31 protein-coding genes and 3 pseudogenes are annotated in these 26,699 nt (G+C 56.7%); 24 read left to right on the plus strand and 10 right to left on the minus strand.

What is annotated here, in order from left to right; all coding sequences use genetic code 11:
* Positions 1-28 precede the first annotated feature (28 nt).
* Positions 29-1,675: a malate dehydrogenase (quinone) gene (gene mqo / locus HBR93_RS10330; RefSeq protein ID WP_169960251.1), complete on the minus strand. Its 1,647-nt coding sequence runs from the start codon at positions 1,673-1,675 to the stop codon at positions 29-31.
* Positions 1,676-2,181: 506 nt separating this feature from the next.
* On the opposite strand from mqo, the gene HBR93_RS10335 reads away from it, so the two are divergent.
* Positions 2,182-2,730, plus strand: a complete 549-nt coding sequence (locus HBR93_RS10335; protein ID WP_169960252.1) for a cytochrome b — start codon at positions 2,182-2,184, stop codon at positions 2,728-2,730.
* 175 nt (positions 2,731-2,905) lie between these two features.
* On the opposite strand, the pseudogene HBR93_RS27145 reads toward HBR93_RS10335, so the two are convergent.
* The 5 genes and pseudogenes from HBR93_RS27145 to HBR93_RS10355 all read right to left on the minus strand — a co-directional run.
* A pseudogene (locus HBR93_RS27145) lies at positions 2,906-3,120 on the minus strand (IS5/IS1182 family transposase); the annotation flags it as partial.
* A 131-nt stretch (positions 3,121-3,251) separates the two neighbouring features.
* Positions 3,252-3,632 (minus strand): annotated as a pseudogene (locus HBR93_RS10340) (arginase); the annotation flags it as partial.
* Positions 3,633-3,691: 59 nt separating this feature from the next.
* A complete protein-coding gene (gene gltS, locus HBR93_RS10345; RefSeq protein WP_057438549.1) occupies positions 3,692-4,900 on the minus strand; it encodes a sodium/glutamate symporter in 1,209 nt (402 codons plus the stop codon).
* A 58-nt stretch (positions 4,901-4,958) separates the two neighbouring features.
* Positions 4,959-5,897 carry a formimidoylglutamase gene (hutG, locus tag HBR93_RS10350; RefSeq protein WP_128592902.1) on the minus strand — a complete coding sequence of 313 codons (939 nt, stop codon included), beginning with the start codon at positions 5,895-5,897 and terminating at the stop codon, positions 4,959-4,961.
* Between the two features lie 20 nt (positions 5,898-5,917).
* Positions 5,918-6,643 carry an IclR family transcriptional regulator gene (locus tag HBR93_RS10355; protein WP_128592901.1) on the minus strand — a complete coding sequence of 242 codons (726 nt, stop codon included), beginning with the start codon at positions 6,641-6,643 and terminating at the stop codon, positions 5,918-5,920.
* Positions 6,644-7,255: 612 nt separating this feature from the next.
* Here HBR93_RS10355 and HBR93_RS10360 point away from each other — a divergent pair.
* From HBR93_RS10360 to HBR93_RS10370, 3 genes are all read left to right on the plus strand, one after another.
* Entirely contained in the window at positions 7,256-8,308 is a 1,053-nt protein-coding gene (locus tag HBR93_RS10360) for a hypothetical protein (protein ID WP_169960253.1), read from the plus strand.
* Between the two features lie 426 nt (positions 8,309-8,734).
* Positions 8,735-9,637, plus strand: a complete 903-nt coding sequence (locus HBR93_RS10365) for a hypothetical protein (protein WP_169960254.1) — start codon at positions 8,735-8,737, stop codon at positions 9,635-9,637.
* A gap of 331 nt (positions 9,638-9,968) precedes the next feature.
* Entirely contained in the window at positions 9,969-10,184 is a 216-nt protein-coding gene (locus tag HBR93_RS10370) for a hypothetical protein (protein WP_169960255.1), read from the plus strand.
* A 7-nt stretch (positions 10,185-10,191) separates the two neighbouring features.
* On the opposite strand, the gene HBR93_RS10375 is transcribed toward HBR93_RS10370, so the two are convergent.
* Entirely contained in the window at positions 10,192-11,043 is an 852-nt protein-coding gene (locus tag HBR93_RS10375) for a toll/interleukin-1 receptor domain-containing protein (protein ID WP_169960256.1), read from the minus strand.
* A 1,034-nt stretch (positions 11,044-12,077) separates the two neighbouring features.
* On the opposite strand from HBR93_RS10375, the gene HBR93_RS10380 reads away from it, so the two are divergent.
* Together HBR93_RS10380 and HBR93_RS10385 are read left to right on the plus strand one after the other, a co-directional pair.
* Positions 12,078-12,278, plus strand: coding sequence for a hypothetical protein (locus HBR93_RS10380; protein ID WP_169960257.1), 201 nt, complete (start codon positions 12,078-12,080; stop codon positions 12,276-12,278).
* Between the two features lie 115 nt (positions 12,279-12,393).
* Positions 12,394-12,780 carry a DUF2513 domain-containing protein gene (locus HBR93_RS10385; protein ID WP_169960258.1) on the plus strand — a complete coding sequence of 129 codons (387 nt, stop codon included), beginning with the start codon at positions 12,394-12,396 and terminating at the stop codon, positions 12,778-12,780.
* Positions 12,781-12,849: 69 nt separating this feature from the next.
* Here HBR93_RS10385 and HBR93_RS10390 read toward each other — a convergent pair whose 3' ends face one another.
* From HBR93_RS10390 to HBR93_RS10400, 3 genes are all read right to left on the minus strand, one after another.
* Positions 12,850-13,644, minus strand: a complete 795-nt coding sequence (locus HBR93_RS10390) for a DNA adenine methylase (protein ID WP_169960259.1) — start codon at positions 13,642-13,644, stop codon at positions 12,850-12,852.
* A gap of 156 nt (positions 13,645-13,800) precedes the next feature.
* On the minus strand, positions 13,801-14,853 hold the full coding sequence (locus HBR93_RS10395; RefSeq protein ID WP_092231611.1) for a phage portal protein: 1,053 nt from the start codon (positions 14,851-14,853) through the stop codon (positions 13,801-13,803).
* Positions 14,853-16,610 carry a terminase ATPase subunit family protein gene (locus HBR93_RS10400; protein ID WP_169960260.1) on the minus strand — a complete coding sequence of 586 codons (1,758 nt, stop codon included), beginning with the start codon at positions 16,608-16,610 and terminating at the stop codon, positions 14,853-14,855. Before HBR93_RS10400 ends, HBR93_RS10395 begins: the two co-directional genes overlap by 1 nt.
* A 151-nt stretch (positions 16,611-16,761) precedes the next feature.
* Between HBR93_RS10400 and HBR93_RS10405 the strand changes: the two genes are divergently transcribed.
* From HBR93_RS10405 to HBR93_RS26950, 18 genes and pseudogenes are all read left to right on the plus strand, one after another.
* Positions 16,762-17,640, plus strand: coding sequence for a GPO family capsid scaffolding protein (locus HBR93_RS10405; protein ID WP_169960261.1), 879 nt, complete (start codon positions 16,762-16,764; stop codon positions 17,638-17,640).
* A 45-nt stretch (positions 17,641-17,685) separates the two neighbouring features.
* Positions 17,686-18,693, plus strand: a complete 1,008-nt coding sequence (locus HBR93_RS10410) for a phage major capsid protein, P2 family (protein WP_169960262.1) — start codon at positions 17,686-17,688, stop codon at positions 18,691-18,693.
* 11 nt (positions 18,694-18,704) lie between these two features.
* Positions 18,705-19,421, plus strand: coding sequence for a terminase endonuclease subunit (locus HBR93_RS10415; RefSeq protein ID WP_169960263.1), 717 nt, complete (start codon positions 18,705-18,707; stop codon positions 19,419-19,421).
* A 103-nt stretch (positions 19,422-19,524) separates the two neighbouring features.
* Complete coding sequence (locus HBR93_RS10420; RefSeq protein WP_169960264.1) at positions 19,525-19,986, plus strand: head completion/stabilization protein; 462 nt, start codon at positions 19,525-19,527, stop codon at positions 19,984-19,986.
* Complete coding sequence (locus HBR93_RS10425; RefSeq protein WP_169960265.1) at positions 19,986-20,198, plus strand: tail protein X; 213 nt, start codon at positions 19,986-19,988, stop codon at positions 20,196-20,198. Before HBR93_RS10420 ends, HBR93_RS10425 begins: the two co-directional genes overlap by 1 nt.
* Positions 20,199-20,225: 27 nt before the next feature.
* Entirely contained in the window at positions 20,226-20,579 is a 354-nt protein-coding gene (locus HBR93_RS10430; RefSeq protein ID WP_070994593.1) for a putative holin, read from the plus strand.
* A gap of 1 nt (position 20,580) precedes the next feature.
* Complete coding sequence (locus tag HBR93_RS10435; protein ID WP_070994594.1) at positions 20,581-20,859, plus strand: phage holin family protein; 279 nt, start codon at positions 20,581-20,583, stop codon at positions 20,857-20,859.
* Complete coding sequence (locus HBR93_RS10440) at positions 20,856-21,701, plus strand: N-acetylmuramidase family protein (RefSeq protein WP_169960266.1); 846 nt, start codon at positions 20,856-20,858, stop codon at positions 21,699-21,701. Before HBR93_RS10435 ends, HBR93_RS10440 begins: the two co-directional genes overlap by 4 nt.
* Entirely contained in the window at positions 21,698-21,901 is a 204-nt protein-coding gene (locus HBR93_RS10445; RefSeq protein WP_128592886.1) for a hypothetical protein, read from the plus strand. Before HBR93_RS10440 ends, HBR93_RS10445 begins: the two co-directional genes overlap by 4 nt.
* Positions 21,898-22,341 (plus strand): Rz-like lysis system protein LysB, encoded by a 444-nt coding sequence (gene lysB / locus HBR93_RS26945; RefSeq protein ID WP_169960267.1) that lies wholly within the window; start codon positions 21,898-21,900, stop codon positions 22,339-22,341. The genes HBR93_RS10445 and lysB overlap by 4 nt, the downstream gene beginning before the upstream one ends.
* Positions 22,256-22,441: pseudogene (lysC, locus tag HBR93_RS26815) on the plus strand (Rz1-like lysis system protein LysC); the annotation flags it as partial. The gene lysB and the pseudogene lysC, both read left to right, overlap by 86 nt.
* Positions 22,438-22,920, plus strand: coding sequence for a phage tail protein (locus HBR93_RS10455; protein WP_169960268.1), 483 nt, complete (start codon positions 22,438-22,440; stop codon positions 22,918-22,920). The pseudogene lysC and the gene HBR93_RS10455, both read left to right, overlap by 4 nt.
* Positions 22,910-23,368: a phage virion morphogenesis protein gene (locus tag HBR93_RS10460; protein ID WP_169960269.1), complete on the plus strand. Its 459-nt coding sequence runs from the start codon at positions 22,910-22,912 to the stop codon at positions 23,366-23,368. Before HBR93_RS10455 ends, HBR93_RS10460 begins: the two co-directional genes overlap by 11 nt.
* A 61-nt stretch (positions 23,369-23,429) precedes the next feature.
* The gene (locus HBR93_RS10465; protein WP_169960270.1) at positions 23,430-24,002 is read left to right on the plus strand and encodes a phage baseplate assembly protein V; all 573 of its coding nucleotides are present in this window, start codon (positions 23,430-23,432) and stop codon (positions 24,000-24,002) included.
* Positions 23,999-24,343, plus strand: coding sequence for a GPW/gp25 family protein (locus HBR93_RS10470; RefSeq protein ID WP_169960271.1), 345 nt, complete (start codon positions 23,999-24,001; stop codon positions 24,341-24,343). Before HBR93_RS10465 ends, HBR93_RS10470 begins: the two co-directional genes overlap by 4 nt.
* Positions 24,340-25,251, plus strand: a complete 912-nt coding sequence (locus tag HBR93_RS10475) for a baseplate assembly protein (protein WP_169960272.1) — start codon at positions 24,340-24,342, stop codon at positions 25,249-25,251. Before HBR93_RS10470 ends, HBR93_RS10475 begins: the two co-directional genes overlap by 4 nt.
* Positions 25,251-25,868 (plus strand): phage tail protein I, encoded by a 618-nt coding sequence (locus tag HBR93_RS10480; RefSeq protein WP_169960273.1) that lies wholly within the window; start codon positions 25,251-25,253, stop codon positions 25,866-25,868. Before HBR93_RS10475 ends, HBR93_RS10480 begins: the two co-directional genes overlap by 1 nt.
* Positions 25,865-26,699: phage tail protein (locus HBR93_RS26950; protein WP_262377280.1), on the plus strand; the 835-nt coding region annotated here is incomplete at its 3' end. The genes HBR93_RS10480 and HBR93_RS26950, both read left to right, overlap by 4 nt.

A 26,699-nucleotide genomic window follows, 5' to 3' on the forward strand; every position in this document is an offset into this window, starting at 1 on the left:
AATCCTGTCTCAGGACTGCGTCAACCGCTTACAGCGCAATGTCAGCCGCCGGCTTGCTCGGCTCGGCCGCAGGCTTGGCAGCCTCGGTCGCCTGTGGAGCAGCCATTTGCGGAATGGCTGGCGGAGGCGTCAGTTGCAACACCTTGGCGGTGTAGGCCCATTCTTGCGCAACGCGCTCAGGGCTGCCGTTCAGCTTGGTGCCATAGCTCGGCACGATCTGCTTCAGCTTCTCCTGCCAGGCCGGGGTAGCGACCTTGTCCTTGAACACTTTTTCCAGCACCGTCAGCATGATCGGTGCTGCGGTGGATGCACCTGGCGACGCACCCAACAGGCCAGCGATGGTGTTGTCGGCGGAGCTGACCACTTCGGTACCGAGTTTCAGGACGCCGCCCTGCTCTTCGTCACGCTTGATGATCTGCACACGCTGACCGGCTTGCCACAAGCGCCAGTCTTCTTTCTTGGCGTTCGGGAAGTACTCTTGCAGCGCCTTGAAGCGGTCGTCATCCGACTGCATCAACTGGCCGGCGAGGTACTCGACCAGTGGGTATTCACGAATACCGACTTTGGTCATTGGCCAGATGTTGTGGGTGGTGGTGCTGGTCAGCAGGTCCAGATACGAGCCTTCTTTGAGGAACTTGGTGGAGAAGGTCGCGAATGGGCCAAACAGGATCACACGCTTGCCATCCAGCACGCGGGTGTCCAGGTGCGGAACCGACATCGGTGGCGCGCCAACCGATGCCTTGCCGTAGGCCTTGGCCAGGTGTTGCTCGGCAATCGTTGGGTTCTCGGTCACCAGGAACGAACCACCCACCGGGAAGCCGGCGTATTCCTTGGCTTCAGGAATGCCCGACTTTTGCAGCAGGTGCAGGGCACCGCCGCCCGCGCCGATAAACACGAACTTGGCGTCGGTCTCGGTCTTGGTACCGTCTTTCAGGTTTTTGTAGCTGACGCGCCACGAACCGTCGGCGTTCTTGGTGATGTCCTGCACTTCGCTCGACAGTTTCAGGTCGAACTTGGGCGTGGTCTGCAAGTGAGCGACGAACTGGCGGGTAATCTCGCCGAAGTTCACGTCAGTGCCGATCGGAGACCAGGTCGCAGCGATTTTCTGGTTCGGGTCACGCCCTTCCATCATCAGCGGAACCCACTTCTTGATCTGTACCGGATCTTCGGAGTATTCCATGCCAGCAAACAGCGGGCTCGCCTGCAGCGCTTCGTAACGCTTTTTCAGGAACTTGATGTTGTCATCGCCCCACACAAAGCTCATGTGCGGAGTGGAGTTGATGAACGAGCGCGGGTTCTTCAGAACGCCTTGCTGAACCTGCCACGACCAGAACTGGCGGGAGATCTGGAACGCTTCGTTGATCTCGACCGCTTTCGGGATCTCAACGGTGCCGTCCTTGTTTTCCGGGGTGTAGTTCAGCTCAGCCAGGGCCGAGTGACCGGTACCGGCATTGTTCCAACCGTTGGAGCTTTCTTCGGCGACACCGTCCAGGCGCTCAACCATCTCCATCGACCAATCCGGCTGCAGCTCATTGAGCCACACACCCAGGGTCGCGCTCATGATGCCGCCGCCGATCAATAGCACATCAACTTTCTTTGCCTCTTCCGCCTGGACGGAAGTAATCCCTATCGACAAAGCCAGCCCCAGCAGGGCAGTGTTCACTTTTTTAAACATCGTAGCACCTATGATAAAACGCCTTCCGCCCTACCGTCCTTGACCTTCCGGCAACCGTGGTGCGCCAAACATCAGGCAATGCTTGGCTGGGTCCCGTACTCGCATGAACTGCAGGGTGGGCACACAAGGCCGACGTATCGACCTCACTTTTATGTCCCTTCTGCGCTGACTTTTTATCATTATTGGCTTCAGCTACCTCGGCGACAGCTCTCTGCCGGTACGCATTCGGGAGTGCGTACCAGAGAAAGGATAGACCAAGATGGCGCGCAGAATATCATGCTCCGGCGGGATCGGGCGTCTGTTCTGGACTTGGTGGTCGTCTTCGCGACAGGTTCAGCGCCACCGGAGGAATAGGGCATCCTGTGACCCGGCGTTTGTAGTCCCGGCAGGATGGAGAGAAATGCTGAAAATCAGAAAAGCCGATGGGAATCATCGAGTTTTTACGGTTTTCCGCCCTGCCCAATTGTCGATAATCGCGCCTACCCAAAACACAGGCGCGCATCCAGATGACAGAGACAAAAAGCTATACGGCCACCGCAAAATGGCTGCACTGGGGCATGGCACTCATCTGGATTGCCGCCTGGCTGGTGGGAATTGTCGCCGTTCACTGGCGCGATGAATTCAACCCGCAGCATCAACTCACGTTTTTACACAAGGCGATGGCTAGCACCCTGCTATTGCTTATCGTCCTGCGCATCGCCTGGCGCCTGACCCATGCAGCACCGGCGATGCCCGATACGATGACACCACGGCTCAAGCGTGCAGCGTTTATTGGCCACCTGTTGCTGTACATCGTGGCACTGCTCGGATTGCCGATATCCGGGTGGTACTGGAGCTCGGTGGCTGACAAACCCATTCTGGTTGCGGGCCTATTCCTGCTGCCGCCGCTGGTGGAGCCGGATAAAAGCCTCTATGACCTGGCAAAAGCGATTCACACCTACAGCGCGTGGTTATGCGGCGCTCTGGTAGGTGGGCATGTGATGGTGGCGCTGAAGCATCATTTTGTTGATAAGGACAAGGTACTGGCGGGGATGTTGCCGGGGCGCGTCGAGTGATGTGGGAAGGCACCGGAACCGTACTCTCCCCAGAAAAAAGCTCCACCAGATTACGTGCCTTGTAGGTAGGTCGATCCAGCTTTCGGGGCGTCAGACGATTCCCTCTTGAGGGGATGACGGCATCAGCCCCATTGCGCTGTATCAACTCCACGAAGGCATCGGAGTCATAACCTTGTAAACCTTCGATCAGCGCGTCGGCTTGGCCATATTCAGAGCCTTGTACGGGCGTCAGCAGCAGGCGTACCGGGTTCCCCAGGGCATTGACGGCAGCATGAATCCTGGTGCTCAGTCCGCCTCTGGACTTGCCCATGGCTTCGGCGTCCTGACATGGTTTTTTGCCGCACCATGCTGATGAACGCGCACTATGCTGTCATCCACCATCAGGTGTTCCAGGGGCACTGTCAGGTTGTTTAGGCCTTACGGATAGCGGCCCGCGTTGATAAACACAGAGTCATGACTTATCCAAAGATTTCCACATCTCTGAAGGGGTTTCGTTATCCCCGCGAACCCCAGGGCGGTTCAATGCGCTTGAGCGCCGGCATGTTCAGCGCGCGATTGACCCACGAACCACAATGCCGCTTCGGCGCAAAGCCTACCCAATCGGGGTGGTTATCGAAGTGGATCAGGCTGATGGGCGCTTTCAAGTCGGCAAGAAACGCCGGCGTGAGGTGGTGATAGTCACCGGAGCCAACGAAGAAAATTTCCGGGCGCGCATTGGTTGGCAGGGGTCGTTTCGCCAGGCGTCGGGTGAAGCGCTTCCAGGTTTTTTTCGGTGGACCACCGGCGCAGCTTCGGGCCCGGGGCTCGGGGCTCGGGTCCTGCATGTCTATGCGCGTGGCCCGGCCGCTGGCCAAACGCCGGGCAATCGGCGCCTGACCGGCAAGTCGGCTCCCACAACACAGAAGCCGCCCTGCCGGCGATGGCTTCGGCGCGCTTTAGCAATGAAGCAACCAGGTGATTCTCAACTGTATGCGTTGATAAACCAGGTGATCATCGGGATAGCCACAATGTCGATCAGCACGGCACCGCACAGCGGCACGATGATGAAGGCTTTGTACGAAAACACTTTGTAATGGTCACAAATGGCGCCCATGTTGGCCACTGCATTGGGCGTCGCGCCCAGCCCATGCCCCATGAAGCCCGCGCACAAGACTGCCGCGTCGTAGTTGCGGCCAAACAGGCGGAACAGGACGAACACGCACAGCAAAATCATGATCACCACCTGCACCACCAGAATCACCAGCAGCGGCAAGCCGAGCTTCTCCAGCTCCCAAAACTTCAGACTCATCATTGCCATGGTCAGGAACATGCCCAGGCACACATCGCCGATGGTACTGACGGCCTGGTCGGGCATCTCGATAACCTGAGCACGGTCATTGAGGTTGCGCAGGATGATCGCGACGAACATGGCGCCCACATAGCTCGGCAGCACGATACCCAGATGCTGTTGCAAGCTGGAGCCCAGCCAGAATCCCAGCACCATGATCACCACAATGCAGGTCAACAAGCGCAACAAGGTGGCAGCATCCAGCGCGGGCGGCGGGGTATGGACCACTTCTTCGAACGCCTTGAGGCTACCAACGGCCTCGGCCTTGACCACGAGTTTATTGCGCTCGATCAACCAGCGCGCCAGCGGGCTACCCAGCAAGCCGCCTGCCACCATGCCAAAAGTTGCAGCTGCCAGCGCTGCAGTGGTCGCACCGACCGCACCGAGGTTTTCAGCAATCGGCCCGAAAGCTGCCGCCGCACCAAAACCGCCTTCCAGTGACACCGCGCCGGCCATGATCCCCAGTAACGGGTCGATGCCCAGCAGCTTGGCGACACTGACACCCACCACGTTTTGCACCAGCGCCAGGCCCCAGCACGCACCCAGGTAGATAAACAGCAATTTGCCCCCCTTGCGCAGCAAACCCAGGCTACCCCCCAAACCGACAGTGGTGAAAAACGCCACCATCAGCGGGGTTTGCAGGCTGGTGTCGAGGGTCAGGTTGAGCAGCTGTTGATCACGTAACAGCCAGATCACCAAGGCAAAACCAAAACCACCAATCACCGGTGCAGGTACACACAGGTGACGTAGCCAGTAGCTACGTTTTTTCAGTTGGGCACCCAGGCCCAGCAGGAGCAGCGCGAGAGCGAGGGTGCTCAGCGCATCCAGTTCGAATGTCAGCATGGCGAATTTCTCTTTTTCTTATGATTCAACAAGCGGTTTCAGGGATTTACGGAAAAACTTAATCGATCAGGCTGGCAAGCAGACGCGCACCAATGCGGGCGGTTCGATTGTCGATATCCAGGCCCGGGTTGAGTTCGGCGATATCGGCCATGCGCAATTTGCCGCTGGCCTTGGCATGGCGTATCAGGTGCTCGACGATCTGCATGTCCACGCCATGGGCAGACGGCGCACTGACACCGGGCGCCTGGCTGGCGGGCAGGACATCAAGGCAGATGGTCAGGTAGAGGTGATCGACGTCTTGCAAGAACTCATCGATCATCGCTTCGCAGGCGGGTATGTCCCAGCTGTTCATTTGCCGGTCGAGGCGGTAACGCACATTCAGTCGCTGCGCCTGCTCAAACAGCGCCTGGGTGTTGTTCAACTGGCTGACACCCAGGCAGCAATAGGTGAACGGCATCCGTGCACGCTGGCAGTACTCGGCTATCTGGCGGAAAGGGGTACCCGAACTGCTTTGTTCCCCATGGCGCAGATCGAAGTGGGCATCAAAGTTGAGAACGCCGATCCGCGCATGCGGGGTGGCCTGGCGCAGGTGATCGGCCAGGCCGCTAAAGCTGGCAAAGGCGATTTCATGGCCGCCACCCAACCCCAACGGCAAATGCCCCTGGTTGAGCAGATAGCTGACGTGGTGAGCGTAAATCTGCTGCGCGCCTTCGAGGTTGCTGTCGGTGCAACTCACATCGCCCGCGTCATACAGCGGCGCCCGGCCGTGCCACGCCAGGTTGGCCAGCGCCTTGCGCAGTGCTGACGGGCCAAGACGGGCGCCGGTGCGTCCTTGATTCCGTCTGACTCCTTCATCACAGGCCAGCCCAATCAGTGCGGCACCCGCAGACTGACCCTCGCAGAAGGGCTTGACCCATTGATGCCAGCGCAGCGCAGCCTGCCCTTCGCCAGCGTCGATACGACCTGTCCACAGGGGTATGTCAGAAACAGCAGTCATGCTTGAAACTCCAGTCAAATTCAGTCGAGCCGAGCACTCAGGCGCAGGGCCGCGTCCTGGGTCCAGCGGATCAGGCGTTCACTGCGGGTGTGCGCCCGGGAGGCAGGAGCCATGAGGCTGATGGCGCCTTGCAGGCGATTGCGGCTGTCGAGCAACGGCGCGCTGATACCCCAAATGCCGTCGTCGATTTCACTCACACTCACGGCATAACCGGCAGCGCGGATATCGGCAAAACTGCGCTGGTACGTGGCGACTTCCTCGCTTTCAACGCCTTGCGCCAACAGAGCCGACAGGCTTTGCGCCTCATCCATATAGGCCAACAGCACTCTCGCCGATGCACCGACCAACAGCGGCTGGGCCAGCCCTTTTTGGTAGCAGCAACGCAGCGGTTGTGGGCTGTCGACCAGCTCGATGCAAATCGCCTGGCCATTGCTGGGCACCATTAACGCCACGCTTTCCTGGCTTTGCTCGGCCAGGCGCTTGAGTTCCGGCTTGGCGAGGGTCACCAGCACGGCTTCGCGGTCGAATTTCTTGGCCAGTTGCAAACAGGTTGGCCCTGGCAAATAGCGACCCTGACCGTTCTCTTCGGCAAGCCCCCAGCGCAGTAGGGTCTTGAGATGGCGATAAGTGCTGCTGAGCGGCTGTGCCAGTTGCTCGGACAGTTCTTTGGCGGAGATCGCCTCGCTGGATTGCCCCAGAGTGACGAGGATTTGCAGCAAGCGATCAGTGGGCGTGTTGTAGTTCATATCGGCCTCATGCTCTTGCGGGCATGGTGCACCGAGTTTTCCATTAACTGAAACCAGATTCCCACTGAGTGGGAAAAAACCCGCAGATAACGATCAGCGGTCAGCCTTAGTCTCACGGATGATCTGCCGAATCGCGCGAACAGGCGCCTCCATCGGCTGCCCACCACTGACTACATACTGATCGTTGAACATGGAAAGGAGACAGATTTATTTAACTCCAACAATCCCTCCCCAAGAGGCTCCCCTTCGCAAAGCTCACCTCAGATCCTCATGCCCCAACACACAGCTCTACCACAAGCTTTCTCCCGTCGCTTCTCCGTCGCCCCCATGATGGATTGGAACTACTAATCCTGTAGGCCTTGCATTCCCTACCCTACAGAGCTGACCCAAAAGCTGCGTACCACTTTTGTACCAACACAACTTCCAGGCATTGACGCCCTGCCCTTTACGAAAGGCTGTAATCGGCCAAAAGCGGCAACTCCAAGCTTCTACGAAACTAGGGACGAATCACTCCGCCGTCCGTAACCGGGTGCGATTGTAAAAGGTAGTGGCTTAATGCCTTTATGTTTGGTAAGTTTCGTTTTCTAAGAGCGATAACCTACTGAGGTTGTGATGGAAAAGGACTTGGTTGCAGATTTCGATGCAAAAAGGGAAGTTTATAATTCGTTTGCAAAAACGGTTTCCGATCTTTTGGAAAGATTACTGCTAGCAAAAAAAACCTCGTATCACTCTATCTCTTTTAGATGTAAGGCACGAGATAGCCTTGAGCGAAAAGTAGATGCTAAGCAGCGTTATAACGCGCTTGAAGAAATAACCGACTTGGCAGGCGCCAGGATAATCACACATTTCTCAGATGATGTAGATGTAGTGGCCTCAATGGTGGAGAGCGAGTTTAAAATCGATAGGGCCAACTCTATCGACAAACGCGCATCGTTAGATCCTGATAGATTCGGTTATTTGTCTCTGCATTACGTAGTATCGTTAAAGCGTGAGCGAGAAAAACTTCAAGAGTATTCTGCTTTTAAAGGAATGAAGATTGAAATTCAGATACGTTCGATTTTGCAGCATACTTGGGCAGAAATAGAGCACGACATAGGATATAAAAGCTCAGTTGAGGTGCCTCGAGCTACAAGACGAAAATTTTCTCGAATGGCTGGACTGTTGGAGCTGGCTGATCAAGAGTTTGTATCTATAAGGTCAGAGCTACAAAAATATGAGAAGTCTGTAAAGTTGGAAATTCTTAAGAACCCAGAAAAGGTTGCGCTTGATAAAATTACGTACCTAGACTTTATCTGCTCTGATGAAAAATGTGTCTCAATGGATTCTGAAATTGCTAGCGCATGTAATTTTAAGTTTTTTGAAGAGCCCAAGAATGTCGCTAAACAGTTGGATGGGCTCCTGTTTTTCGGTTTGAGAACTATTGAGCAGCTCAAAAAATCTTTGATTGAGAATGAGCGCGAAATAATGCGTCGCGCCGCGGACGTTACTGCTCAGTTAGATACAAGTGATAAGCCTAGGTTTGTATCAAGAGGGATTTCTATCTTTTATCTTTCGCATGTTTTGGCTGCGAATAGCAAAGATCCTGAAGTAATTGAAGCGTTCTTTGCCGCACGAGGAATAGGCGGTACTAAATTCAAAGAGTACCTTCTTCAGTTTGCACGATGAGTTAGCTTTTTTAGCCGCATATTTCTGCTCGTAGAACTATCTGCACCATTGCTTATAAATATTAAAGCGGATAGATTTTTTTATACCACTGTCCGCTTTTGGCCGACTGCAGCCGTTCACGAGCGAAAAATATCTGCCTTTTCGGTGATGGATTGGAACTACTAAACCTAAGAGCCTTTAAAACCAAGCTCTACAGCTGACCCAGCTTCAGCTCTTACCATTTATGTACCATTGGGCTACTTTCGATTCATACCTCCGCCCTGACTAACCACCTTAGATATCAGGCAGAAAACAGCCAAACACCCCCATTGCGGACCTGGCTGGCGATGTATAAAAATACACTCAACTTTCGCTATTTTTGTTCATAGGGCATTCAGAATTTAGCTTTGATCTAGCCGACAAATCAACCATCAGGGAGTGACGCTAATGGCAATGCTGAAAAAAGTAATTAAAGAGTATGGCGGTTTTCAACAGGCGATTGATTTGGTTGGCGAGGAGTGCTTAGAAAAATTCTGTGATCGAGTATACGCAGGGTTCTGCTCGGAATACCAAGGCGCTGGATATATCAAGAATGTACAATGGTTGCTTAGACACTTCTATGCATCCAAGAAGATGACGTTGAGCTCATTATTTTTCACCCAAACAGAAGAACTAAACGGGAAAAACCTTAAAAATTTGACTTTTTACACCTGCTACTACTCACTATTCAACGCCCTATTATCAAACCTAATTCTTACCCCATACATCGACATAGAGAAAATACGAAAAATATCTCATTCACAGGTATTCAAGGATATAGAAAATTATTTTGTTAGATTTGGAATATACGATAGAAATCTTATAGAGCTTCTTAATGAGCTCCGACTCACTAGAGAGCTATATAGTTACCACTTACCACTTGGCGGATCAATCGTAAGGGAAGGAATGTCGCTGAGCGCTGAAAGCCTTTTTAATCGCTTAGAAAAAATAATTATTCCGATACTGCAAATATCCAACCTCATCTCTTATATGTCTCACTATGCATGGCAAAAAAAAATAGGAAAAGGCATCGACGAGTACTCCAGTTATCAATACGAAGTAGATTCGTTGTTTTTCTCGTTTATCGAGTCACGCGACCACTTAGGTATGCACTACATAATTGATGACGATGATTACGCTAGGCAGGGCTATGTTCTTAGAAAATGGACAACACCGTTTCCAATTAGCTGGTTCATCACAGAAAAAATGTGTGAAGATCTTGAGTGTGGGTGGGAGCAGGACGATTCTGGAGATGGGTTCGACATTTCAAATGTCGCAATGTTTCTCTCTATGGCAATAGACGCACCCTAGCAATGAGCTCAAGCATTTCGCTGCGCTCACGAGAGCTGGCTAACCCCCTAGGTAGCTTAGCTATTGGCCGATTGATGCCCCTCTTGAAGGGCAGGTTCGCGTCGTTTGCTGCCACTCAAACGCTATTCAACAGTTTAATCGGTGATGGATTGGAACGACTAAGCCTACAGAGCTTACAGAACGGGCACTCCAGACCCTCGCCAACCACCCGTACCACTTTCGTACCAGCACTATTCCCCGGTGCTAACCCCTTACCCCTTTTTCGCAGGTTTTCGCAGATCCGAGAGTTGCCACTGCTATGCTTGATTTTTTTCTTAACGAGTCGCATACCATGGCAAACGAGTACTCGCTGACGGACGTGCTGGAACGGCTTTATCAAAATCAACTGGCTCTGGAAGCGGCTGTGATGGAGTTGACTCTTTGGGTCGAGCAGCAGCACGCTTCAGAAGTGGGCGAGAATGTTCGGGGAGCACTTCACACTATTGGTGAAAACGCGGGCCATATCAAACAAGGCCTGGCTCGACTGGGAGGGGCGGACCTCACCTAAAAGTCTGTTATCGACCAATCGCCCTTAGAACTTTCGAAATTTGTTCTTCAAATAGCTCATCATTCTTCGTATCGATTGGCGTAATAACTCGATTCCGTATCTGGGCTGCAATATCTGGACGACTAGGCGCCCACTCGCTAAAAACAAAATCATCTAGAGTTATAGGTATTAATATTTCACCCCCTCCCTCCTTGGCCTCACGCTCTAACACTTTTTCAATCTCATTAAGAACACCAGAACGACTCAAGGAGTTCTTTGAACAGACCAACAAAACGCGATCATGTTGATTTACGCCATCAAACATCATCCTATGCAGTTTTTGCCCCGGCAAAGCATCGTCTAAAAAAAACCACGTTGTAACTCCAGACGCCCGAATCCTTTTATTTATTTTTACCGCCACTTCCTCATCAGGCCCACCATAAGAAACAAATAAGCTCATATACATTTTTGCCTCCTCAATTACCCTGACCCTCTGCGAAATGACTTCAAAAGCACTAAGAACCTGCTCAATTGGTGCGCATAGCTTGTTTGTATATATCGACAGGACAGAGGCTACAGTCATTGTTTCCGAGTGAACCGCATGTCCGGTGCGGTTTATCTCATTAGAAAACTCGAGTGCAAGGTCTCCATCGCAATTTAAAAATATCTCATCAATCGACTTAACTATATGTTCAAGCTCTATCACATTACCTAGATTTTTCAGAACCAGCACCCTGCTTTTAACGCCGGAGGTTGGATCAATCAACGACAGAACTCCCACTTGAAGATCATCTACAACACTGCTGGGGTAAGTAACTACTGCCGAAATAATGAATGCAGATCCAAACTTACCACTAAAGTAACTTTGGGCATTTTTCATCAAACCTTCCATAACTCCCCCGAATCATATAAAAAACGATTATTGAAGCAACCCATAACACTTAATAATACCCTTAAAGCTAAGTACATCAGCTACAACTCACTCTAGTCAATGGTGGCGCTTTTCACACGAAAACCACCAGCTAACTTTTGGTTCTTGTCGCTACAAAACAGAACTTCATGCACCTTCGCACTCAGTCAACACCCCACCAACCCCAGCGGCTACTTCGCTCTTTTGTAGAGCAGCTGCGGATACTCAAAATCCCGGCCTACCACCGCCCAGAATCTCCCTGACGAGCCACTGTTGTCAGCTATTGGCGCGGGCACCTAAGCACCATTGCGTAGAATGCCTGAGATCCAAATTTTTTTGGGCCAAAAAAAAGAGTAACATTAGTAATATTTGACAATATATAGGACTCAACCTGTTGAAAAACAAGGTTTTTATCTCGCTAATCATAGGTAATTTTTTAGTAATATTTAAGTGATCTGATTACTCCTTAAAAATGTAACTGCTAAAAATAAAAAATCCCTTTAAAATCAGTTTCTTGACTATTTATTACCTTTTCAATTACTTCTCTGTTACTCCTTTTTGTAATACCGAGCCCTACGGAACTCGCGACCTCCAGCCCATTCTTCCGGTCTGATTACTGAAATTACTCTATCTAAAGCATGCCCCCCTGTCCCGCTCCATAGCAGCGCCTTCAGCCCTCCCCCGAAGCATCCCCTCGGCGCAGGGTTCCGCAGGTTTTGAACCTCCCCAAAACGGCAAGCAAGCACCCAGCCTGAGCCGCCGAGAATGGTCTGCGGGGGTGCAGAAAAAACGACCCATTTAGCCCGCAGGCGAGGTGGGGGGACGACGGCGCGCGCCAGGGGAAGACGCGTTACGGTCGGAAAAACGCACTCACCAGCAACACATATTTCAACAACAAGCAATCCCCCTGGTGTGCAACCTGCGCGACCGAAGACACATTGAAACTACGTCAACGGCCAACACCGTGCCTACACTGAGCACTCACTCAACCAGGAGCTGGATCGATGGCGATTGAAGACACGAAAGTTTTGAAAATGGTGACCACCCAGGCGCAAGCCCAAGAGCTGCTGGATGACGGTTGGAAGTTATTAGGGTTGTTCGACCGGCGCGATGGTAACGACCAATATGCCGAGTACCATTTAGGCCGTGCCGCTGAACCGACCGCCTCGGCTGGTCTGCTGGTGCCTAAAAGAATGCGGAAGTAAGCTCTATTGCGTTACGAATAGCGCCAGTTACAGTTAGATCCCCCCTTTTAACTAGGTGTGGGAGCGTCTTTTGCTGGTTACAGGCATCCCTGCCAAGATCCGTCAGGAGAGACACATGCAAAGAGATATGGATTTGATGAGACTTGTTGTTCTAGAAGTCGAGAAAGATCATAAAGGACCAAACGATTTAGTAAGTTACGAAGACTTTGAGAACGACATGGTAATTGATGGATTTACCCCAGCCCAAGTCGAGTACCACCTCAAACTCGCTATCCAAAGCGGACTTTTTGATATGCCGCGTAATGCCGGAGGACTATATATTTTTTCTGGACTCACACCATCTGGACACGATTTTGCCGACTCGGTCAGGGACGAAAAAATTTGGAGTATGACGAAAGAGGGAGCGCTCAAAGCAAGCGGCTTCACATTCGAACTACTGGGCCAATTAGCGAAGGGATTGGTCAAGCAGCAGCTCGAAAAGCATACAGGGGTTACTCTGTAACGAAACATAAAGCCGTCTTTGCGGCGCTTAGGTCAAGCGGGTATGGCCTCATACCCGCTCCCCTTTAAATCAAAACAACATCCCCAGCGCCTCTGGAGCCCAGTTCATAATCACTAGCTCCCCACTAACTTCAGCCTTTACCTGCCGCTGATTAGTTGTGCTGTATCGAATGTCCACCGTCTCGAAATGAAACCCCGCAAACACACGTCGGATATCTGGGTGGTCGTTAATGCTGACCATCACCTTGCCCTTGCAGCGCCGCATGAACTCGGCCATCCGCTCATAGTTCTCAAACGGGAAGTCCACCCCATAACCAGCGGTCTGCCAGTAAGGCGGGTCCATGTAATGGAAGGTGTGCGGCCGGTCGTAGCGTTCCGCGCATTCCAGCCAGCCCAGGTTCTCGACATAGGTGCCCGACAGCCGTTGCCAGGCCGCAGACAGGTTCTCCTCGATCCGCAGCAAGTTGATGGCTGGTCCAGTGGTGGCGGTACCGAAGGTCTGCCCGCTGACCTTGCCGGCGAAGGCATGGTGCTGCAGGTAGAAAAACCGGGCAGCCCGTTGGATATCGGTGAGGGTTTCCGGCCTGGTCATCTTCTGCCATTCGAACACCTGGCGGGAGCTGAGCGCCCACTTGAACTGGCGCACGAACTCTTCCAGGTGGTTCTGCACAACCCGGTACAACGTCACCAGGTCGCCGTTGATATCGTTGAGGACTTCAACGGGTGCCGCTTGGGGCCGCATGAAATAAAGCGCAGCGCCGCCGGCAAAGACCTCGACGTAGCATTCGTGAGGCGGAAACAGCGGAATAAGGCGATCTGCCAGGCGACGCTTGCCGCCCATCCACGGGATTATTGGTGTGCTCATAAGTGATCCTTGTTTCGACAATTGGATTCGCTTAGGCTTCGCACCCCCTGCGCAGTGGGGCGAGGCCTTGGTTGGAGCACTCGGCATGTACGAGTGATTCAGCGTCGAGCGGGTGTTAGCGCACCAGCTCGTCGCCTCGTTTACTGCGCGGGGGTACTACTTCCCCCCCGTTGGAAGCTCAAATTCTTTGAAGCTGACAACCTCCTCACCCAGCCAGTCATTGACCTGGGCCAGGCGAGCCTGCAACGGCTCCAGCTCGTTGACCGCCCAAACCTCAGCAGCCTCCCGCAACGACCCAAACCCGCCCGCGTTCTGCGGCACGATGCCCATCAACTGTGGCGGAATGCGCAACGCCGCGAGCAAGTCGTCGCGGCTGATGTTCTTGATCGAGCTGAATTCATCCTTGGCCGCTACCTCACTCACGGGAATGAGTTGGATACCGTCCTTCTTCCCGGCCGGGGCATAGACGAACAGGTTGCGAAAGTTGCCTGGTCCCTTGGAGTTCTTCAGCGCCGTGCGCAGTGAGTCAATGTCCTCTTCCTTCTGCGCCGCGTCGGTCATGTACAGGATGAAACCGGCATGGCTGCCGTTGTTGTAGTACTTGCGACGGAACAGCGTGGCGCTCTCGTTGAGCAGCGCGCTTTGCAGCGCAGCCAGCCACTCTGGCAAGCCGTAGATCTCCTGATTGATATCCGCCTCACGCAGGTGGCAGATCGAGCCGGGGGCAAATTCGTGCTCATCTTTCCAGCCACGCACCTGGTAATAGGTCTCCAAGTCGACACCCCGGCGCATGTACTTCGCCAGCGGTGGCAGCAGGCCCATGGTGCCGCGCAGCATGTTGCTGCGTTTCTCCAGGTAGCAGTTGCCGCACCATAGCCAGTCCAGGGCGAATTGCTCAAAGGCCTGGCGACTCAGCAGCCGGTGGGGAACGAACGTGCGGGCCAACATGTTGCGTTTGAAGTTCAGCCCCGACTGAAGGTACACGCTGGCCCGCGTCGTCTTCGCCAGGCCATCCATGGACATGGGGGTTTCAAACCAACGCCCATTGGCCCAGCACTCCAGATAGTCCAGGACTTCCCTGCCATCGAGTACCGGCGTCGGGTCGCCAAAGGTAAACGCCTCAACGGGTCCAGCCTCGGGTGGCAGCAGATCCCCCTCAATGGGAGGCTGGGCGGTGGCTAATTGGGTTCCGCGCTTGCGTCTGCTCATCAGTAAGACTCCATAAATCCGGTGTTCGCCGTGGTCTGCCCTTCAAGGGGTTCGTTGTGCAGCGCGTGGAACAGCGCCCACGCCAAGTCGGCATGGCCCGTCTCGTCTGTGCGACCGGCCGTGTAAGTGAACATGCGCCCGGAGGCGGTGATTGTTTTGCGGATAGCCATCAGTGATTGCGCCATGTCCGTCCAGCCGGCATCGAACTCCAGGCGGCCGTTTTTGATGACGTCATAAGCCTTCAGCACCAGGCGGGTTTTGACTTCGGGCGAATAGCTGAAAGTGGTGATGTTCGGGAAGAACTGCTTCACCAACTGCGCCACGCCGGAGCCCATGCCAGTGATGTCGATCCCGATGTATGTCACCCAATAGCGCCTGGTCACCTGGCGGATGGCTTCGGCCTGGGCCGCAAAGTCCATACCTCGGAACTGGTGTTTTTCCAGCACCCTGAATTTGCCGCCAGGCACCGTGGGCGGGCCGATTACCACCAGCCCCGCGCTGTCACCATTCTCGGCGGGGTCGTAACCGACCCAGACCTGACGATCCCCAAACGGCCGGGCAGCAAACGGTTTGTAGTCCTCGGCCCATAGGTCCCAACTGTCGACCATGCAAGGCTGCAGCATTGCCAACGGGAAAATACTGGCGCCGTCGTCGATGAACTGGCACATCAGCAGGTTCTGGAACGCCTCGGCGTCGTACTCCTGCCGCAGTTCGTCGAGGTCGAACAGGTCGCAGCCACGGTCTTCAGCATCCAGGATGGTGACGATCTGCCGCCAGACACGGTCCTCGCAAAGCCGGCCCTGTTGCAGCGAGTCGTGGGAAACGTCGATTTTGACCCGCTGCGCCGCTGGCTTGCCCTTGTTGAAGCGCTCCCCCGTCCAGAACGTATAGGCTTCGTGCGCCATGCTGGAAGGCGTCGAAAAGTAGGTCCGGCGGTACTGCTTCTGCATCGCCATGCCACTGGCGACCTTGTTCAGTTCCTTGAACTTGAACGTCCAGAAGAATTCGTCGAAGTAGAAATTGCCGTGATAGCCCTGGGCCGTCCGGGCGTTGGTGCCCAGAAAGTGCAGCTCGGCGCCGTTGCTCAGGATGATCGGGTCGCCAGTCAGTTCAACACCGACCACCTCACGGGCAAACGCCTGGATATAAGCCTTGAAAATGTGCGCCTGATTCTTCGAAGCCGACAGGAAAATCTGGTTGCGCCCTGTGGTCAGCGCATCAATCAACGCCTCCCGAGCAAAATAGTACGTCGCACCGATCTGCCGGGATTTGAGGATTGCGCGGGTGCGTTGAGTGCCGGCCTTGTACCAATCGAGCTGGTAGCCGAAACAGCCATCAATGAAGGCCTCGGTCAGCTTTTCGATATGTTCTTCGTCGAACTCGTTGCGTTTCGGCGCCTTCTTCGGCCCTTCGTTGCGCTTGGCCAGATTCGGATTCAGTTCGGTTTCGGTGCCGCCCTCGTTGAAGCGCTGAATGCGCGCCTGCCGCTCAAGCTGGCGGTGCAGCAGGTCAATTTCCTTGTAGTCCGATCCTGACTTGGGGTCTTTGAGGATCAGTTGCACCAACCGCGCTTCGGTCGCGGCCTGAATACGCTCCAGAGGCGTGGCCCGGTCCCATTCGTCGCGGGCCTTCCAGCTGTGCAGGGTCTTTTCCTTCTCCCCAATCAGTTCGGCGATCTCGCACACGCGATAGCCCTGCCAATACAGGTGCTTGGCATGGCGGCGGTGATCGGTGGGTAATTCGACGATGGCATTCATGGCGCAGATGCTGCCGCCCGCGCGCGTACAGTACCCGCGCCCGTCCTTGTAACAGCCCGTTCTACAAGAGCACGTCGTTGCCCGTCACGCTCGCGCTCAACAACATGCGCTCATCGCCAAGGCACACAGCCACCGCACTGAGGATTCACGCATGGCCGGCAAAACCGACACCCCAGCCAAGAAACAACGCTCCAAGTTTTTCCGCGTCGCCGTTGAAGGCGCCACCACTGACGGTCGCCAGATCGAACGGCAATGGCTGGTCGATGCTGCCGAGACCTACAGCCAAAACACCTACGGGGCACGGGTTTGGATCGAACACATGCGCAGCATGCTGCCCGACAGCCCCTTCCGTGCCTACGGCGATGTGGTAGCGCTGAAGACTGAAGAAATCGAAATCGCCGGGGCTAAAAAGCTGGCGCTGTTTGCCCAAATCGAACCGACTGCCGACCTGGTCACCATGAACAAGGCCCGGCAGAAAATGTTTACCAGCATCGAGATTCGCCCGAAGTTCGCTGACACCGGCCGCGCCTATCTGGACGGTATCGCGGTCACCGACAGCCCGGCGAGCCTGGGCACTGAGATGCTTGCCTTCAGCTCCCAGCACCCGGACAAAAACCCGCTGGCAAGTCGCAAAAGCAACCCCGACAACCTGTTTTCCGAGGCTATCGAGGTCGCACTTGAATTCGAAGACGTAGAGGACGAAAGCAGCAAGGTTGCAGGTATTTTCAGCCGCGTTCTCGAAGCCCTCGGCAAGAGCAAGGACAAGGAAGGCAAGGACGCCGCCATTTTTGCAGAACTCGGCGAATCCGTTGAGGCCATGGCCGAGCATGTTGCCAGCCAAGGCGAAGCCTTTGCCGCTGAAAAATCCGCTCGCGAGAAGCTGCAGGCAGCCCACGAAAAGCTATCTGCTGACTTCAGCGATCTGGTCAAAAAGCTCGAAAACACCCCGGACAACAAAGGCACGAAAACGCAGTTCGCCGCTCGCCCTGCTGCTACGGGCGGTGACGGGAAGCTCGTCACCGACTGCTGATCCACATCACGGACAACACCCAGCCAAGGAACATCGGAGAACACCATGCGTAACGATACTCGCGTCCTTTTCAACGCCTACCTGCAACAACTCGCGCAATTGCACGGGGTGGGCGACGTCACCACCAAATTTACCGCAGCCCCAAGCGTCGCGCAGACTCTGGAAACCCGCATTCAGGAATCCAGCGCGTTCCTCAGCGCCATCAACGTGTTTGGTGTCTCCGAGCAGTCGGGTGAAAAAATCGGCATTGGTATCGACGGCACCATTGCCAGCACCACCGACACTACCCTCAAGGACCGTGAACCCCGCGACCCTAGCGGCCTGGACAACCGAGGGTACGTCTGCACTCAGACCAACTTCGACACGGGCATTCGCTACCAGAAGCTGGACCAGTGGGCCAAGTTCAAGGACTTCCAGGCGCGGATTCGTGACGCAATCATCAAGGCCCAAGCGCTCAACCGGATCATGATCGGCTGGAACGGTACCAGCCGCGCTGCAACCTCCAACCCGGCAATCAACCAACTGTTGCAGGACGTCAACGTCGGCTGGCTGGAAAAAATGCGCCTGGAAAACCCCGCCCGGGTGATGAAGGAAGTGGTCGACGGAAGCGGAAAAATCCAGATCGGCGCCGGCAAGGACTTCGAAAACATCGACGCCCTGGTCGTGAGCATGGTCAACGAGTTCATCGAGCCCTGGTACCAGGAAGACACCGACCTGGTCGTGATCTGCGGTCGCCAACTGCTGGCCGACAAGTACTTCCCGATCATCAACAAAACCCAGGCTCCGACCGAAATGCTTGCGGCCGATATCGTCACCAGCCAAAAACGCATCGGCAACTTGCCAGCCGTGCGTGTGCCGTACTTCCCGGCCAACGGGCTGCTGGTGACTCGTCTCGACAACCTGTCGATCTACTGGCAGGAAAACACCCGCCGCCGCACTGTCGTCGACAACGCCAAACGCGACCGCATCGAAAACTTCGAATCGGTCAATGAAAGCTACGTGATTGAAGACCTGGGCTGCGCTGCCATGGCCGAAAACATCACCCTGAGCTGAGGCCGGCAATCATGACCAACCCTTGCCGCCATCACTTCCAACGCGTCACCGCTGCTATTGCAGCGGCTGCCGTGGCCGGCCCAGCTCTGACGATGGAGGGTTCCACCGTTTACGAGCTGCACCTTGCGAAGCTCCAGCAGGACTATCTGCGCCTGAAACAGGTGCAGTCAATTGAAGGAAGGGCAGAGCTGAAACGGCAATTGCTGCCTGAATATATTCCGTACGTGCAAGGCGTCCTCGCTGAAGGTAAAGGCGCACAAGACCAGGTGCTCACCACTCTGATGGTCTGGCGAATGGATGCCGGCGACTTTTCCGGCGCCCTTGATATCGCCGATTACGTAATCACCCACTCGTTGTTGATGCCTGACCGTTTCGAGCGCACCACCGGCACCATTATCGCGGAAGAAATCTCCGAAGTGGCCCTGAAGGCCCAGAAAGCCGGCGGGACCTTTGATCTTGACCTGCTGCTACGCACCGAGCAGATCGCGGGTGAAGAGGATATGCCTGACCAGGCCAAAGCCAAGCTGCATCTGGCGCTAGGTAAAGCGTGTGCCGAGAAGGTTTCCGATGATGACACCTCAGAAAACAAGGTGATCGCCCTCGGCTACTTGCAATCGGCAAAGGACTACCTGGCTCGCGCCATTGAGCTGAACACCAACTGCGGTGGCAAGAAGGATCTGGAGCGCGTCGAACGCCTCCTCAAGAAATACGCTGCACCAAGCAGCTAACCGAGCGTCCCCACGCACCCCGCCGGCTCGGGGCGGATCGGCCAGGCCGCTCCTCCTGAACGTGAAGCCCCGACCACCGGCGACCTATTTTCGAGTGCAGTTCATGAGCGCATTTGTAGCCAGCGGCCCAGTCGCAGGCGGTCATATCAACACCGACCCCTTCTGGCCGTCGATTGACCTGGACCATTTGCGCGCCACCCTGCGCATCAACGACAGCGTCACCCCGGCGCGCCTGGAAACTGCCGTTATTTCTGCCGCCATCAACCTGAACCGCGAGCTGGCCGAGTGGCGGGAAACCCAGCAAGCAGCCGGCTACGCCACGCTGGACGACGTACCAGGTGACCGTATCAAAGATGTGTCAGTAAAGGCCCACCTCTACCGTCGAGCCATCGAAGCCGCTACCGGCGCCGAAGTCTGCGAGCGTTACCGCGACTACAGCGCCACCAACACTGGCAACCAGAAGGCCGAAGAAGTCACCCCCACCATTGACGACTACCGCCGCGACCTGCGCTGGGCCGTCCGCGACTTCCTCGGCCACTCCCGTACCACCGTGGAGCTGGTGTGATGGCCGTCACCGTTCGCGCCAATCAAAACGACACGGTCGACGCGCTGTGCTGGCGTTTCTACGGCCGCACCGCAGGCGTCACCGAGGCCGTTCTTGAAGCCAACCCCGGCCTGGCCGATCACGGCCCAATCCTGCCGCAAGGCCTTGTCGTCAACATGCCCGAAGCCCAAGCCAGCGCCCCACAGCGGCAGATGGTGCAGCTATGGGACTGATCCCCTGTAACCAAGGAAACCCACACCATGGCTGATCCGACTTCCAGCGCCGTGACCGGCCTGCTCATGGGCCTGGGCCTGGCAACCATCACGCCCATCATCGACGGGGAAGCCTTGTTCGGCGCGATTCTCGGCGCTTGGCTCGTGACCAGTACCAAGCACGACCTAAAGGTCTGGCAGCGTCTGGGCTCTCTGTTCCTGTCGGCCGGTGTGGGCTACCTCTTTGCCCCCATGGCGCTGCAAGCCCTGCCATTTATCACCAGCGGCGGCGCCGCGTTCGGCTGCGCCCTGGTGATCATCCCCATCAGCATCAAGCTCATGGTCTGGGTTGAGAAAGCTGACTTTTGGGAAATCGTCCGCCGCATCAGAGGGGGCAGCTGAGATGCCAAACATCGAATTGATCGTGCAGTTGATCACGGCCGTGGCCTATCTGCTCAGCGCCTTGCGCCTGGCCTGCTACACCCGAGGCGCTGCGCGGTACCGGCGCAGCATCTCGCTACTCGCCAGCCTGTTTGGATCCGCGCTGTGCATCTGCGGTCTGGAAATCCTCCTGTACCGCCAGCCCACCAGCCTCTGGCAAGCCGTCTCCATCGTGCTGCTCTGCACCCTGATATTCCGTTCTCGCGGCAACGTCGCCGCCCTGTTGAGGCCCAGCGCATGACCACCACCCTACGCCACGGCGACCGCTCACAGGCCGTCCGCACACTGCAAAAAAACCTCAACAACCACGGCGCCAAGCTGGACGTGGACGGCAGCTACGGCGACGACACCGAAGCTGCTGTCCGGGCCTATCAGCTCAAGGTCGGCTTGGTCGCTGATGGTGTGGCCGGCAGTAAGACCCAGGCCAGCCTGGCCGGTGGTGACTGCGCCCAGTTTCTGCGCAACAGCGACCTGGTCGCTGCCGCCGAACGCCTCGGCGTGCCGCTGGCAAGCATCTATGCCATCAACGAGGTGGAATCCAAGGGCAAGGGCTTCCTCGACAACGGCAAGCCAGTGATCCTGTTCGAACGGCACATCATGCACCGCCAACTCGCCAAGGTGCGGCACGAAGGCGATGACCCGGCCGAACTCAAACGCCACGCCGACCAGCTCGCCGCCGTCAATCCCGCCCTGGTCAACCCAAAGTCGGGCGGATACTCCGGCGGTACCGCCGAACACCAGCGCCTGGCCATGGCCCGCCTGATCGACGACACCGCCGCCCTTGAATCTGCGTCATGGGGGGCTTTCCAGATTATGGGCTTCCACTGGCAGCGCCTGGGCTACACCAGCGTGCAGGACTTCGTGGCAGCCATGAGTGCCGGCGAATCGCAGCAGTTCGACGCCTTCACCCGCTTCATTGAAACCGACCCGGTGTTGCACAAGGCGCTGAAAGCCCGCAAATGGGCCGAATTCGCCAAGCTCTACAACGGCCCGGACTATCAGCGAAACCTCTACGACGTGAAGCTCCAGCGCGCCTACGAACGGCACGCCGCCTGCGGTTGCGGGCAAGGGGTGGCGGCATGATCGACTTCGAAGCGGTGCAAAAACTGCGAGTGCAGGACGGCGATCTGCTGGTGGTGCCGGAATCCACCGAACAGGACGATATGCAGGTGCTGGCCGAGGCCATTCAGTTGATGAGCGGTGCCAGGGCCGTGATCGTTCGCGGCCCTATTAAACAACTCGATACCGAAGCCATGAATAAGCTCGGCTGGTACCGCGCATGAGCACCCTGCGCCAGGCCCTGTACGGCATTGCCCTGCTCGGGGCCTTGGCGCTGCTGATCTGGGGCCAGCAACAGCGCATCAACGTCGCCGAGGGCAACACAGAGCTGGCAAAGGCGGCGGCCCTGGCTGCCCGCGCAGACGCCGACCGCAACCTCACCACCGTCAACACACTCACGAACACCCTGAAACAGGAACGTAACGCCCAAAGTGCCTTGCGCACCCAACAGGATCAGTTGCGCCAGGGCCTGGCAAAGCGCGAGCGAACCATAGAGGAGCTGAAACTTGAAAACGCCGAACTACGCACCTGGGCTACTCAGCCTTTGCCTGATGTTGCTCGCCGGTTGCGGGAGCGCCCCGCCCTTACCGGCGCCGACGCTTATCGTCAGTGGATGTCCGGCCGTGGTGCCGTGCCAGTTGCCGGCGACCAGCCCACTCAATAACGGCGACCAGCTCGCCGACCAGGACCGCGTCGAAGCCGCCTGGGCTGACTGTGCCGCACAGGTCGACATGGTTTATCAGCATCAGCAGGCTGCGCCATGAACAAGCCTGAAAGCCTACGCGCCCACCTCCTGGCCACCGTCGCCGAGTTCAAGCACAACCCCGACCGGCTGCTGATCTTTATCAACAACGGCAAAGTTCGTTGCACCTCTGCGCCAAGCCTCTCTTTTGAGTACAGCTTTGAACTGCAGATCATCCTCACAGAGTTCGCAGGACACCCTGATAGCGTAATGCTCCCACTGCTGGGCTGGCTCAGCGTCAACCAATCCGAGCTGCTCGACAACCTCGATAAAGTGAAGAACGGCTTCCAGTTTGAAGCCGAGATTCTCAGCAAAGACCTGGTGGACCTCAGCATTACCCTGCCGCTGACGGAAAAAGTGATCGTCAGCCAAGATGACCAAGGCAACACCACCGTCAAGCACCCAAACGAGCCACAGCGTGTAGCGGGCTACCTCGACCCGAACTGGAAGCCTGGCGCCCAGGGCAACACCAGCGAATGGTTTGTGCCCGATGGCAAATGATCTGGAAGCGCTGGAGACCTGGGCAGCCACGCTGCTGGAGCGGCTGGAGCCGGGAGCGCGCAATCAACTGGCCCGCAGCATCGGCCAGGAGCTGCGCCGCAGCCAACAAAAACGGGTTATTGCCCAGCAGAACCCAGACGGCAGCAAGTTTGCCCCCCGTAAACAGCGCAATCTGCGTGGTAAACAGGGGCATATTCGTCGCAAGCTGGAAATGTTCAAGAAGCTGAAGAACGCCACCTACCTCAAGGCCCGAGGCGACAGCAACGCCATATCCGTGGGCTTTACCGGCCGCATTGCGCGCATCGCACGGGTTCACCAATACGGTTTGAGGGACCGCGCGGAGCGTGGCGCTCCCGACGTGCAGTACGAACAGCGTGAAGTGTTGGGGTTCACCGAAGCGGATCTTGATGTGATCCGTGACAGCTTGCTTGCGCACCTGACACTGTAAACCCCCTCCCTACAAGGCAGCAAAGCTGCACCCGCGCACGCGTGGCGCCACCATCGGCGCCATGAACAATTTCGCCGCCCTCTCCCGCATGCTCGAAAACCTCATCCGCCTCGGCGTCATCGCCGAAGTCCAGATGGTGCCCCCGCGCGTGAAGGTAAAGACCGGCGAATTGACCACCGCCTGGCTGCCCTGGCTGGCCCTGCGTGCGGGGGCCGACCGTGAGTGGGACCCGCCCACCGTCGACGAACAGGTCATCCTGATCAGCCCGTCCGGCCAACTCGCCAATGGCGTCGTCATCACCGGCCTACCCAGCGGTCACATCCCCGCCAACGGCGACCGCCCAGGCCTGCACCGCCGCACCTACTCCGACGGCACGGTGATCGAGTACGACAGCGTCGCCCATCACCTGAACGCCACCCTGCCCGACGGCGGCACCACCAACTTGACCAGCACGGGCGGCATCAACATCGTCGGCCCGATCACGCACCACGGCGACTACACCCAAACCGGCAACCAGAACGTCACCGGCACTGTGACCGTCACCGAAGACGTGGTCGCGGCCGACATCAGCCTGGTGAAACACCTGCACGGCGGCGTGTTGGTCGGCGGCGCGAAGACGGGGAAACCAGAATGAACCGAGAAACCGGCGGCGCCATCGGCGATCTGGACCTCATCAGCCAGTCGATCACCGACATCCTCACCACCCGGATAGGCACCCGCATAATGCGCCGCGAATACGGCAGCCTTTTGCCCGAGCTGGTAGACCATCCCTTCAACGATGCCACCCGCTTGCGCGTGTACGCGGCCACGGTCATGGCGTTGATGCGCTGGGAACCGCGCATCAGCCTGAACCGGGTGCAATTCCTCGGCGCCAATCTGCAAGGCCAATCGGTTCTGGATCTGGAAGGCACCCTGGTCGACACCAATGAACCGTTGAGCATGAGTCTGCCGCTGCAACTGGGGGCCAGTGTATGAACACGTTCGCCGCCATCGACCTCAGCTTGTTACCCGCGCCGCAGATCGTAGAACAGATCGATTACGAGCAGATCCTTGCCGAGCGCAAGGCCTACGCCATCAGCCTGTGGCCGGCTGAGGAACAGTCAAAAATCGCCGCCCGCCTTGAGCTTGAGTCGGAGCCGCTGACCAAGCTGCTGCAAGAGAACGCTTACCGCGAGACGATCTGGCGCCAACGGGTCAACGAAGCATCAACCGCCAATATGCTGGCCTTTGCCAAGGGCTCCGACCTAGAAAACTTGGCCTCCAACTTCAACGTCAAGCGCCTGGTTATTCAGGAAGGCAATCCCTCCGCATCCCCGCCCACTCCACGCGTAATGGAAGGGGAAGACAGCCTGCGCGAGCGCACGCAGATGGCCTGGGAAGGTCTCAGCACCGCCGGACCGCGCAACAGCTACATCTTCCACGCCCGCGCTGCTGATGGCCGTGTTGCCGACGCCACGGCGGAAAGCCCTTCCCCGGCCGTGGTCGTGGTGACGGTCCAGGGCATGCTGGCCGACGGGAGTGCCGAGCCTGGGTTGCTGGCCGTGGTTAACGCCTATCTCAGCGATGATGACCGCCGCCCCGTCGCCGACCGCCTCACCGTGCAGGCCGCACAGATCCTGCGTTATCAGGTCAAGGCCAAGCTCTACCTGAAAACCAGTGGGCCAGAAACTGAGCCTGCCCGAGCAGCTGCTGAACAACGCCTGAAGGACTATGTCCACCAGCGCCGCCGGTTGGGCATGGAAGTCTCAGAATCAGCGATCCACGCCGCGCTGCACGTCGAAGGCGTGCGTAAGGTTGAGCTGGAGAACTGGGTCGATATTGCCGCCACGCCTTACCAGGCGCCGTTTTGCACCGATATTCAATTGTCGGTTGGGGTGGAGTGATGGGCGCCCAGCACCTGCTACCCAGTAACTCGACGCAGTTGGAGCGTGACGCGGCCGTGGCACTGGCGCAGATCAAGCGGGTGCCTATCCCGATTCGTCTGCTGTGGAACCCGGACCTGTGCCCGCTCGCTGTGTTGCCGTACTTGGCCTGGTCATTTTCGGTCGACCGCTGGGACAGCACCTGGTCGGAATCGACCAAGCGCGCAGCCATCCGTGCCGCGTACTACATCCATTCGCGCAAGGGCACCATCGGTGCGCTGCGGCGCGTGGTCGAGCCCCTGGGCTATCTGATCGAGATTATCGAGTGGTGGCAGGACGTGCCGGCCGGCGTGCCGGGCACCTTTAAGCTCAAGGTCGGCGTGCTGGACACCGGCATCACCGAAGAGATGTATCAAGAACTGACCTTCCTGATCGATGACGCCAAACCCCGCAGCCGTCACCTCACCGGCCTGGCCATCAGCCTGGAAACCACCGGCAGTTTCTATATCGGCGCCTGCGTCAGCGAAGGCGATGAACTCAGCGTTTACCCACCGACCCAACGCGACATCGAAGTCAGCGGCTATCTGCGCCTGGGCGGTCGCGAACATCACATTGATACGATGGACATCCTCCCATGATCGACCAGAACAGCCAGTTTCAAGCCATTCTTACGGCCATCGGCGCGGCCAAGCAGGCTAACGCGAATGCCCTTGGCGTCCCTTGGACGTTCGCGCAGATGGGTGTGGGTGATGCCAACGACACCGACCCGTTCCCCGACCGCCTGCAAACCAAGCTGATCAACGAGCGACGCCGCGCACCGCTTAACCAGCTTAAGCCGGACCCGAATAACCCCGGAGTCATCATCGCCGAACAGGTTATCCCGGAAAACGTCGGTGGTTTCTGGATCCGGGAAATCGGTCTGTACGACCAGGACGGCGATCTGGTGGCCGTCGCCAACTGCGCGCCGACGTTCAAGCCGTTGTTGGCCCAGGGATCTGGCCGGACGCAGATTATTCGGATGAATCTGATCGTTTCCAGCATTGCCAACATTGTGCTGAAGATTGATCCAGCGGTGGTGCTGGCAACGCGCGAATACGTTGACCTGGCGCTGGATCAGCGTTTGCCAGGGGACAAGAAGGCAGGGACCTATCGTAAGGTCACGATAAATAAGTACGGGATTGTACAGTCGGGGGAAAATCCGACGACGCTGGAAGGTTACGGCATCACGGATGCTGTGAAAAAAGGTTATCTCGGTCTGGGCGGGACAACAGCTGCCGTCGGGGATATCGACAAGATCGGGTTAGGGGGTGGTTTTCACTCGTTTTCTGGTGGTGAGTCGACGTTCGGCAACTATGTGTCTGTGCTGAACTTCCCCTATATCACTGACGATTACTCGGCACAGCTGGGTTTCAAATACTCGGGCGACGAGCCCGCTATTCTCGTCCGCTCGGCCAAGTCCTCCGGAAAGT

Origin of the sequence: Pseudomonas sp. WS 5411 (genome assembly GCF_012985595.1) — a bacterium.
In the GTDB taxonomy this organism is placed as follows: domain Bacteria; phylum Pseudomonadota; class Gammaproteobacteria; order Pseudomonadales; family Pseudomonadaceae; genus Aquipseudomonas; species Aquipseudomonas shahriarae.

What these genes read in the sequence shown, in the direction of transcription:
- hutG (WP_128592902.1), bottom strand. Translation starts at nt 5,897, where the DNA reads ATGACTGCTGTTTCTGACATACCCCTGTGGACAGGTCGTATCGACGCT.
- HBR93_RS10475 (WP_169960272.1), top strand. Translation starts at nt 24,340, where the DNA reads ATGAACACGTTCGCCGCCATCGACCTCAGCTTGTTACCCGCGCCGCAG.
- HBR93_RS10455 (WP_169960268.1), top strand. Translation starts at nt 22,438, where the DNA reads ATGAACAAGCCTGAAAGCCTACGCGCCCACCTCCTGGCCACCGTCGCC.
- HBR93_RS10420 (WP_169960264.1), top strand. Translation starts at nt 19,525, where the DNA reads ATGAGCGCATTTGTAGCCAGCGGCCCAGTCGCAGGCGGTCATATCAAC.
- HBR93_RS10360 (WP_169960253.1), top strand. Translation starts at nt 7,256, where the DNA reads ATGGAAAAGGACTTGGTTGCAGATTTCGATGCAAAAAGGGAAGTTTAT.
- HBR93_RS10380 (WP_169960257.1), top strand. Translation starts at nt 12,078, where the DNA reads ATGGCGATTGAAGACACGAAAGTTTTGAAAATGGTGACCACCCAGGCG.
- lysB (WP_169960267.1), top strand. Translation starts at nt 21,898, where the DNA reads ATGAGCACCCTGCGCCAGGCCCTGTACGGCATTGCCCTGCTCGGGGCC.
- HBR93_RS10460 (WP_169960269.1), top strand. Translation starts at nt 22,910, where the DNA reads ATGGCAAATGATCTGGAAGCGCTGGAGACCTGGGCAGCCACGCTGCTG.
- HBR93_RS10480 (WP_169960273.1), top strand. Translation starts at nt 25,251, where the DNA reads ATGGGCGCCCAGCACCTGCTACCCAGTAACTCGACGCAGTTGGAGCGT.
- HBR93_RS10395 (WP_092231611.1), bottom strand. Translation starts at nt 14,853, where the DNA reads ATGAGCAGACGCAAGCGCGGAACCCAATTAGCCACCGCCCAGCCTCCC.
- HBR93_RS10390 (WP_169960259.1), bottom strand. Translation starts at nt 13,644, where the DNA reads ATGAGCACACCAATAATCCCGTGGATGGGCGGCAAGCGTCGCCTGGCA.
- HBR93_RS10365 (WP_169960254.1), top strand. Translation starts at nt 8,735, where the DNA reads ATGGCAATGCTGAAAAAAGTAATTAAAGAGTATGGCGGTTTTCAACAG.
- gltS (WP_057438549.1), bottom strand. Translation starts at nt 4,900, where the DNA reads ATGCTGACATTCGAACTGGATGCGCTGAGCACCCTCGCTCTCGCGCTG.
- HBR93_RS10385 (WP_169960258.1), top strand. Translation starts at nt 12,394, where the DNA reads ATGCAAAGAGATATGGATTTGATGAGACTTGTTGTTCTAGAAGTCGAG.
- HBR93_RS10400 (WP_169960260.1), bottom strand. Translation starts at nt 16,610, where the DNA reads ATGAATGCCATCGTCGAATTACCCACCGATCACCGCCGCCATGCCAAG.
- HBR93_RS10435 (WP_070994594.1), top strand. Translation starts at nt 20,581, where the DNA reads ATGCCAAACATCGAATTGATCGTGCAGTTGATCACGGCCGTGGCCTAT.
- HBR93_RS10440 (WP_169960266.1), top strand. Translation starts at nt 20,856, where the DNA reads ATGACCACCACCCTACGCCACGGCGACCGCTCACAGGCCGTCCGCACA.
- HBR93_RS10335 (WP_169960252.1), top strand. Translation starts at nt 2,182, where the DNA reads ATGACAGAGACAAAAAGCTATACGGCCACCGCAAAATGGCTGCACTGG.
- HBR93_RS10375 (WP_169960256.1), bottom strand. Translation starts at nt 11,043, where the DNA reads ATGAAAAATGCCCAAAGTTACTTTAGTGGTAAGTTTGGATCTGCATTC.
- mqo (WP_169960251.1), bottom strand. Translation starts at nt 1,675, where the DNA reads ATGTTTAAAAAAGTGAACACTGCCCTGCTGGGGCTGGCTTTGTCGATA.
- HBR93_RS10370 (WP_169960255.1), top strand. Translation starts at nt 9,969, where the DNA reads ATGGCAAACGAGTACTCGCTGACGGACGTGCTGGAACGGCTTTATCAA.
- HBR93_RS10410 (WP_169960262.1), top strand. Translation starts at nt 17,686, where the DNA reads ATGCGTAACGATACTCGCGTCCTTTTCAACGCCTACCTGCAACAACTC.
- HBR93_RS10430 (WP_070994593.1), top strand. Translation starts at nt 20,226, where the DNA reads ATGGCTGATCCGACTTCCAGCGCCGTGACCGGCCTGCTCATGGGCCTG.
- HBR93_RS10355 (WP_128592901.1), bottom strand. Translation starts at nt 6,643, where the DNA reads ATGAACTACAACACGCCCACTGATCGCTTGCTGCAAATCCTCGTCACT.
- HBR93_RS10470 (WP_169960271.1), top strand. Translation starts at nt 23,999, where the DNA reads ATGAACCGAGAAACCGGCGGCGCCATCGGCGATCTGGACCTCATCAGC.
- HBR93_RS10465 (WP_169960270.1), top strand. Translation starts at nt 23,430, where the DNA reads ATGAACAATTTCGCCGCCCTCTCCCGCATGCTCGAAAACCTCATCCGC.
- HBR93_RS10425 (WP_169960265.1), top strand. Translation starts at nt 19,986, where the DNA reads ATGGCCGTCACCGTTCGCGCCAATCAAAACGACACGGTCGACGCGCTG.
- HBR93_RS10405 (WP_169960261.1), top strand. Translation starts at nt 16,762, where the DNA reads ATGGCCGGCAAAACCGACACCCCAGCCAAGAAACAACGCTCCAAGTTT.
- HBR93_RS10415 (WP_169960263.1), top strand. Translation starts at nt 18,705, where the DNA reads ATGACCAACCCTTGCCGCCATCACTTCCAACGCGTCACCGCTGCTATT.
- HBR93_RS10445 (WP_128592886.1), top strand. Translation starts at nt 21,698, where the DNA reads ATGATCGACTTCGAAGCGGTGCAAAAACTGCGAGTGCAGGACGGCGAT.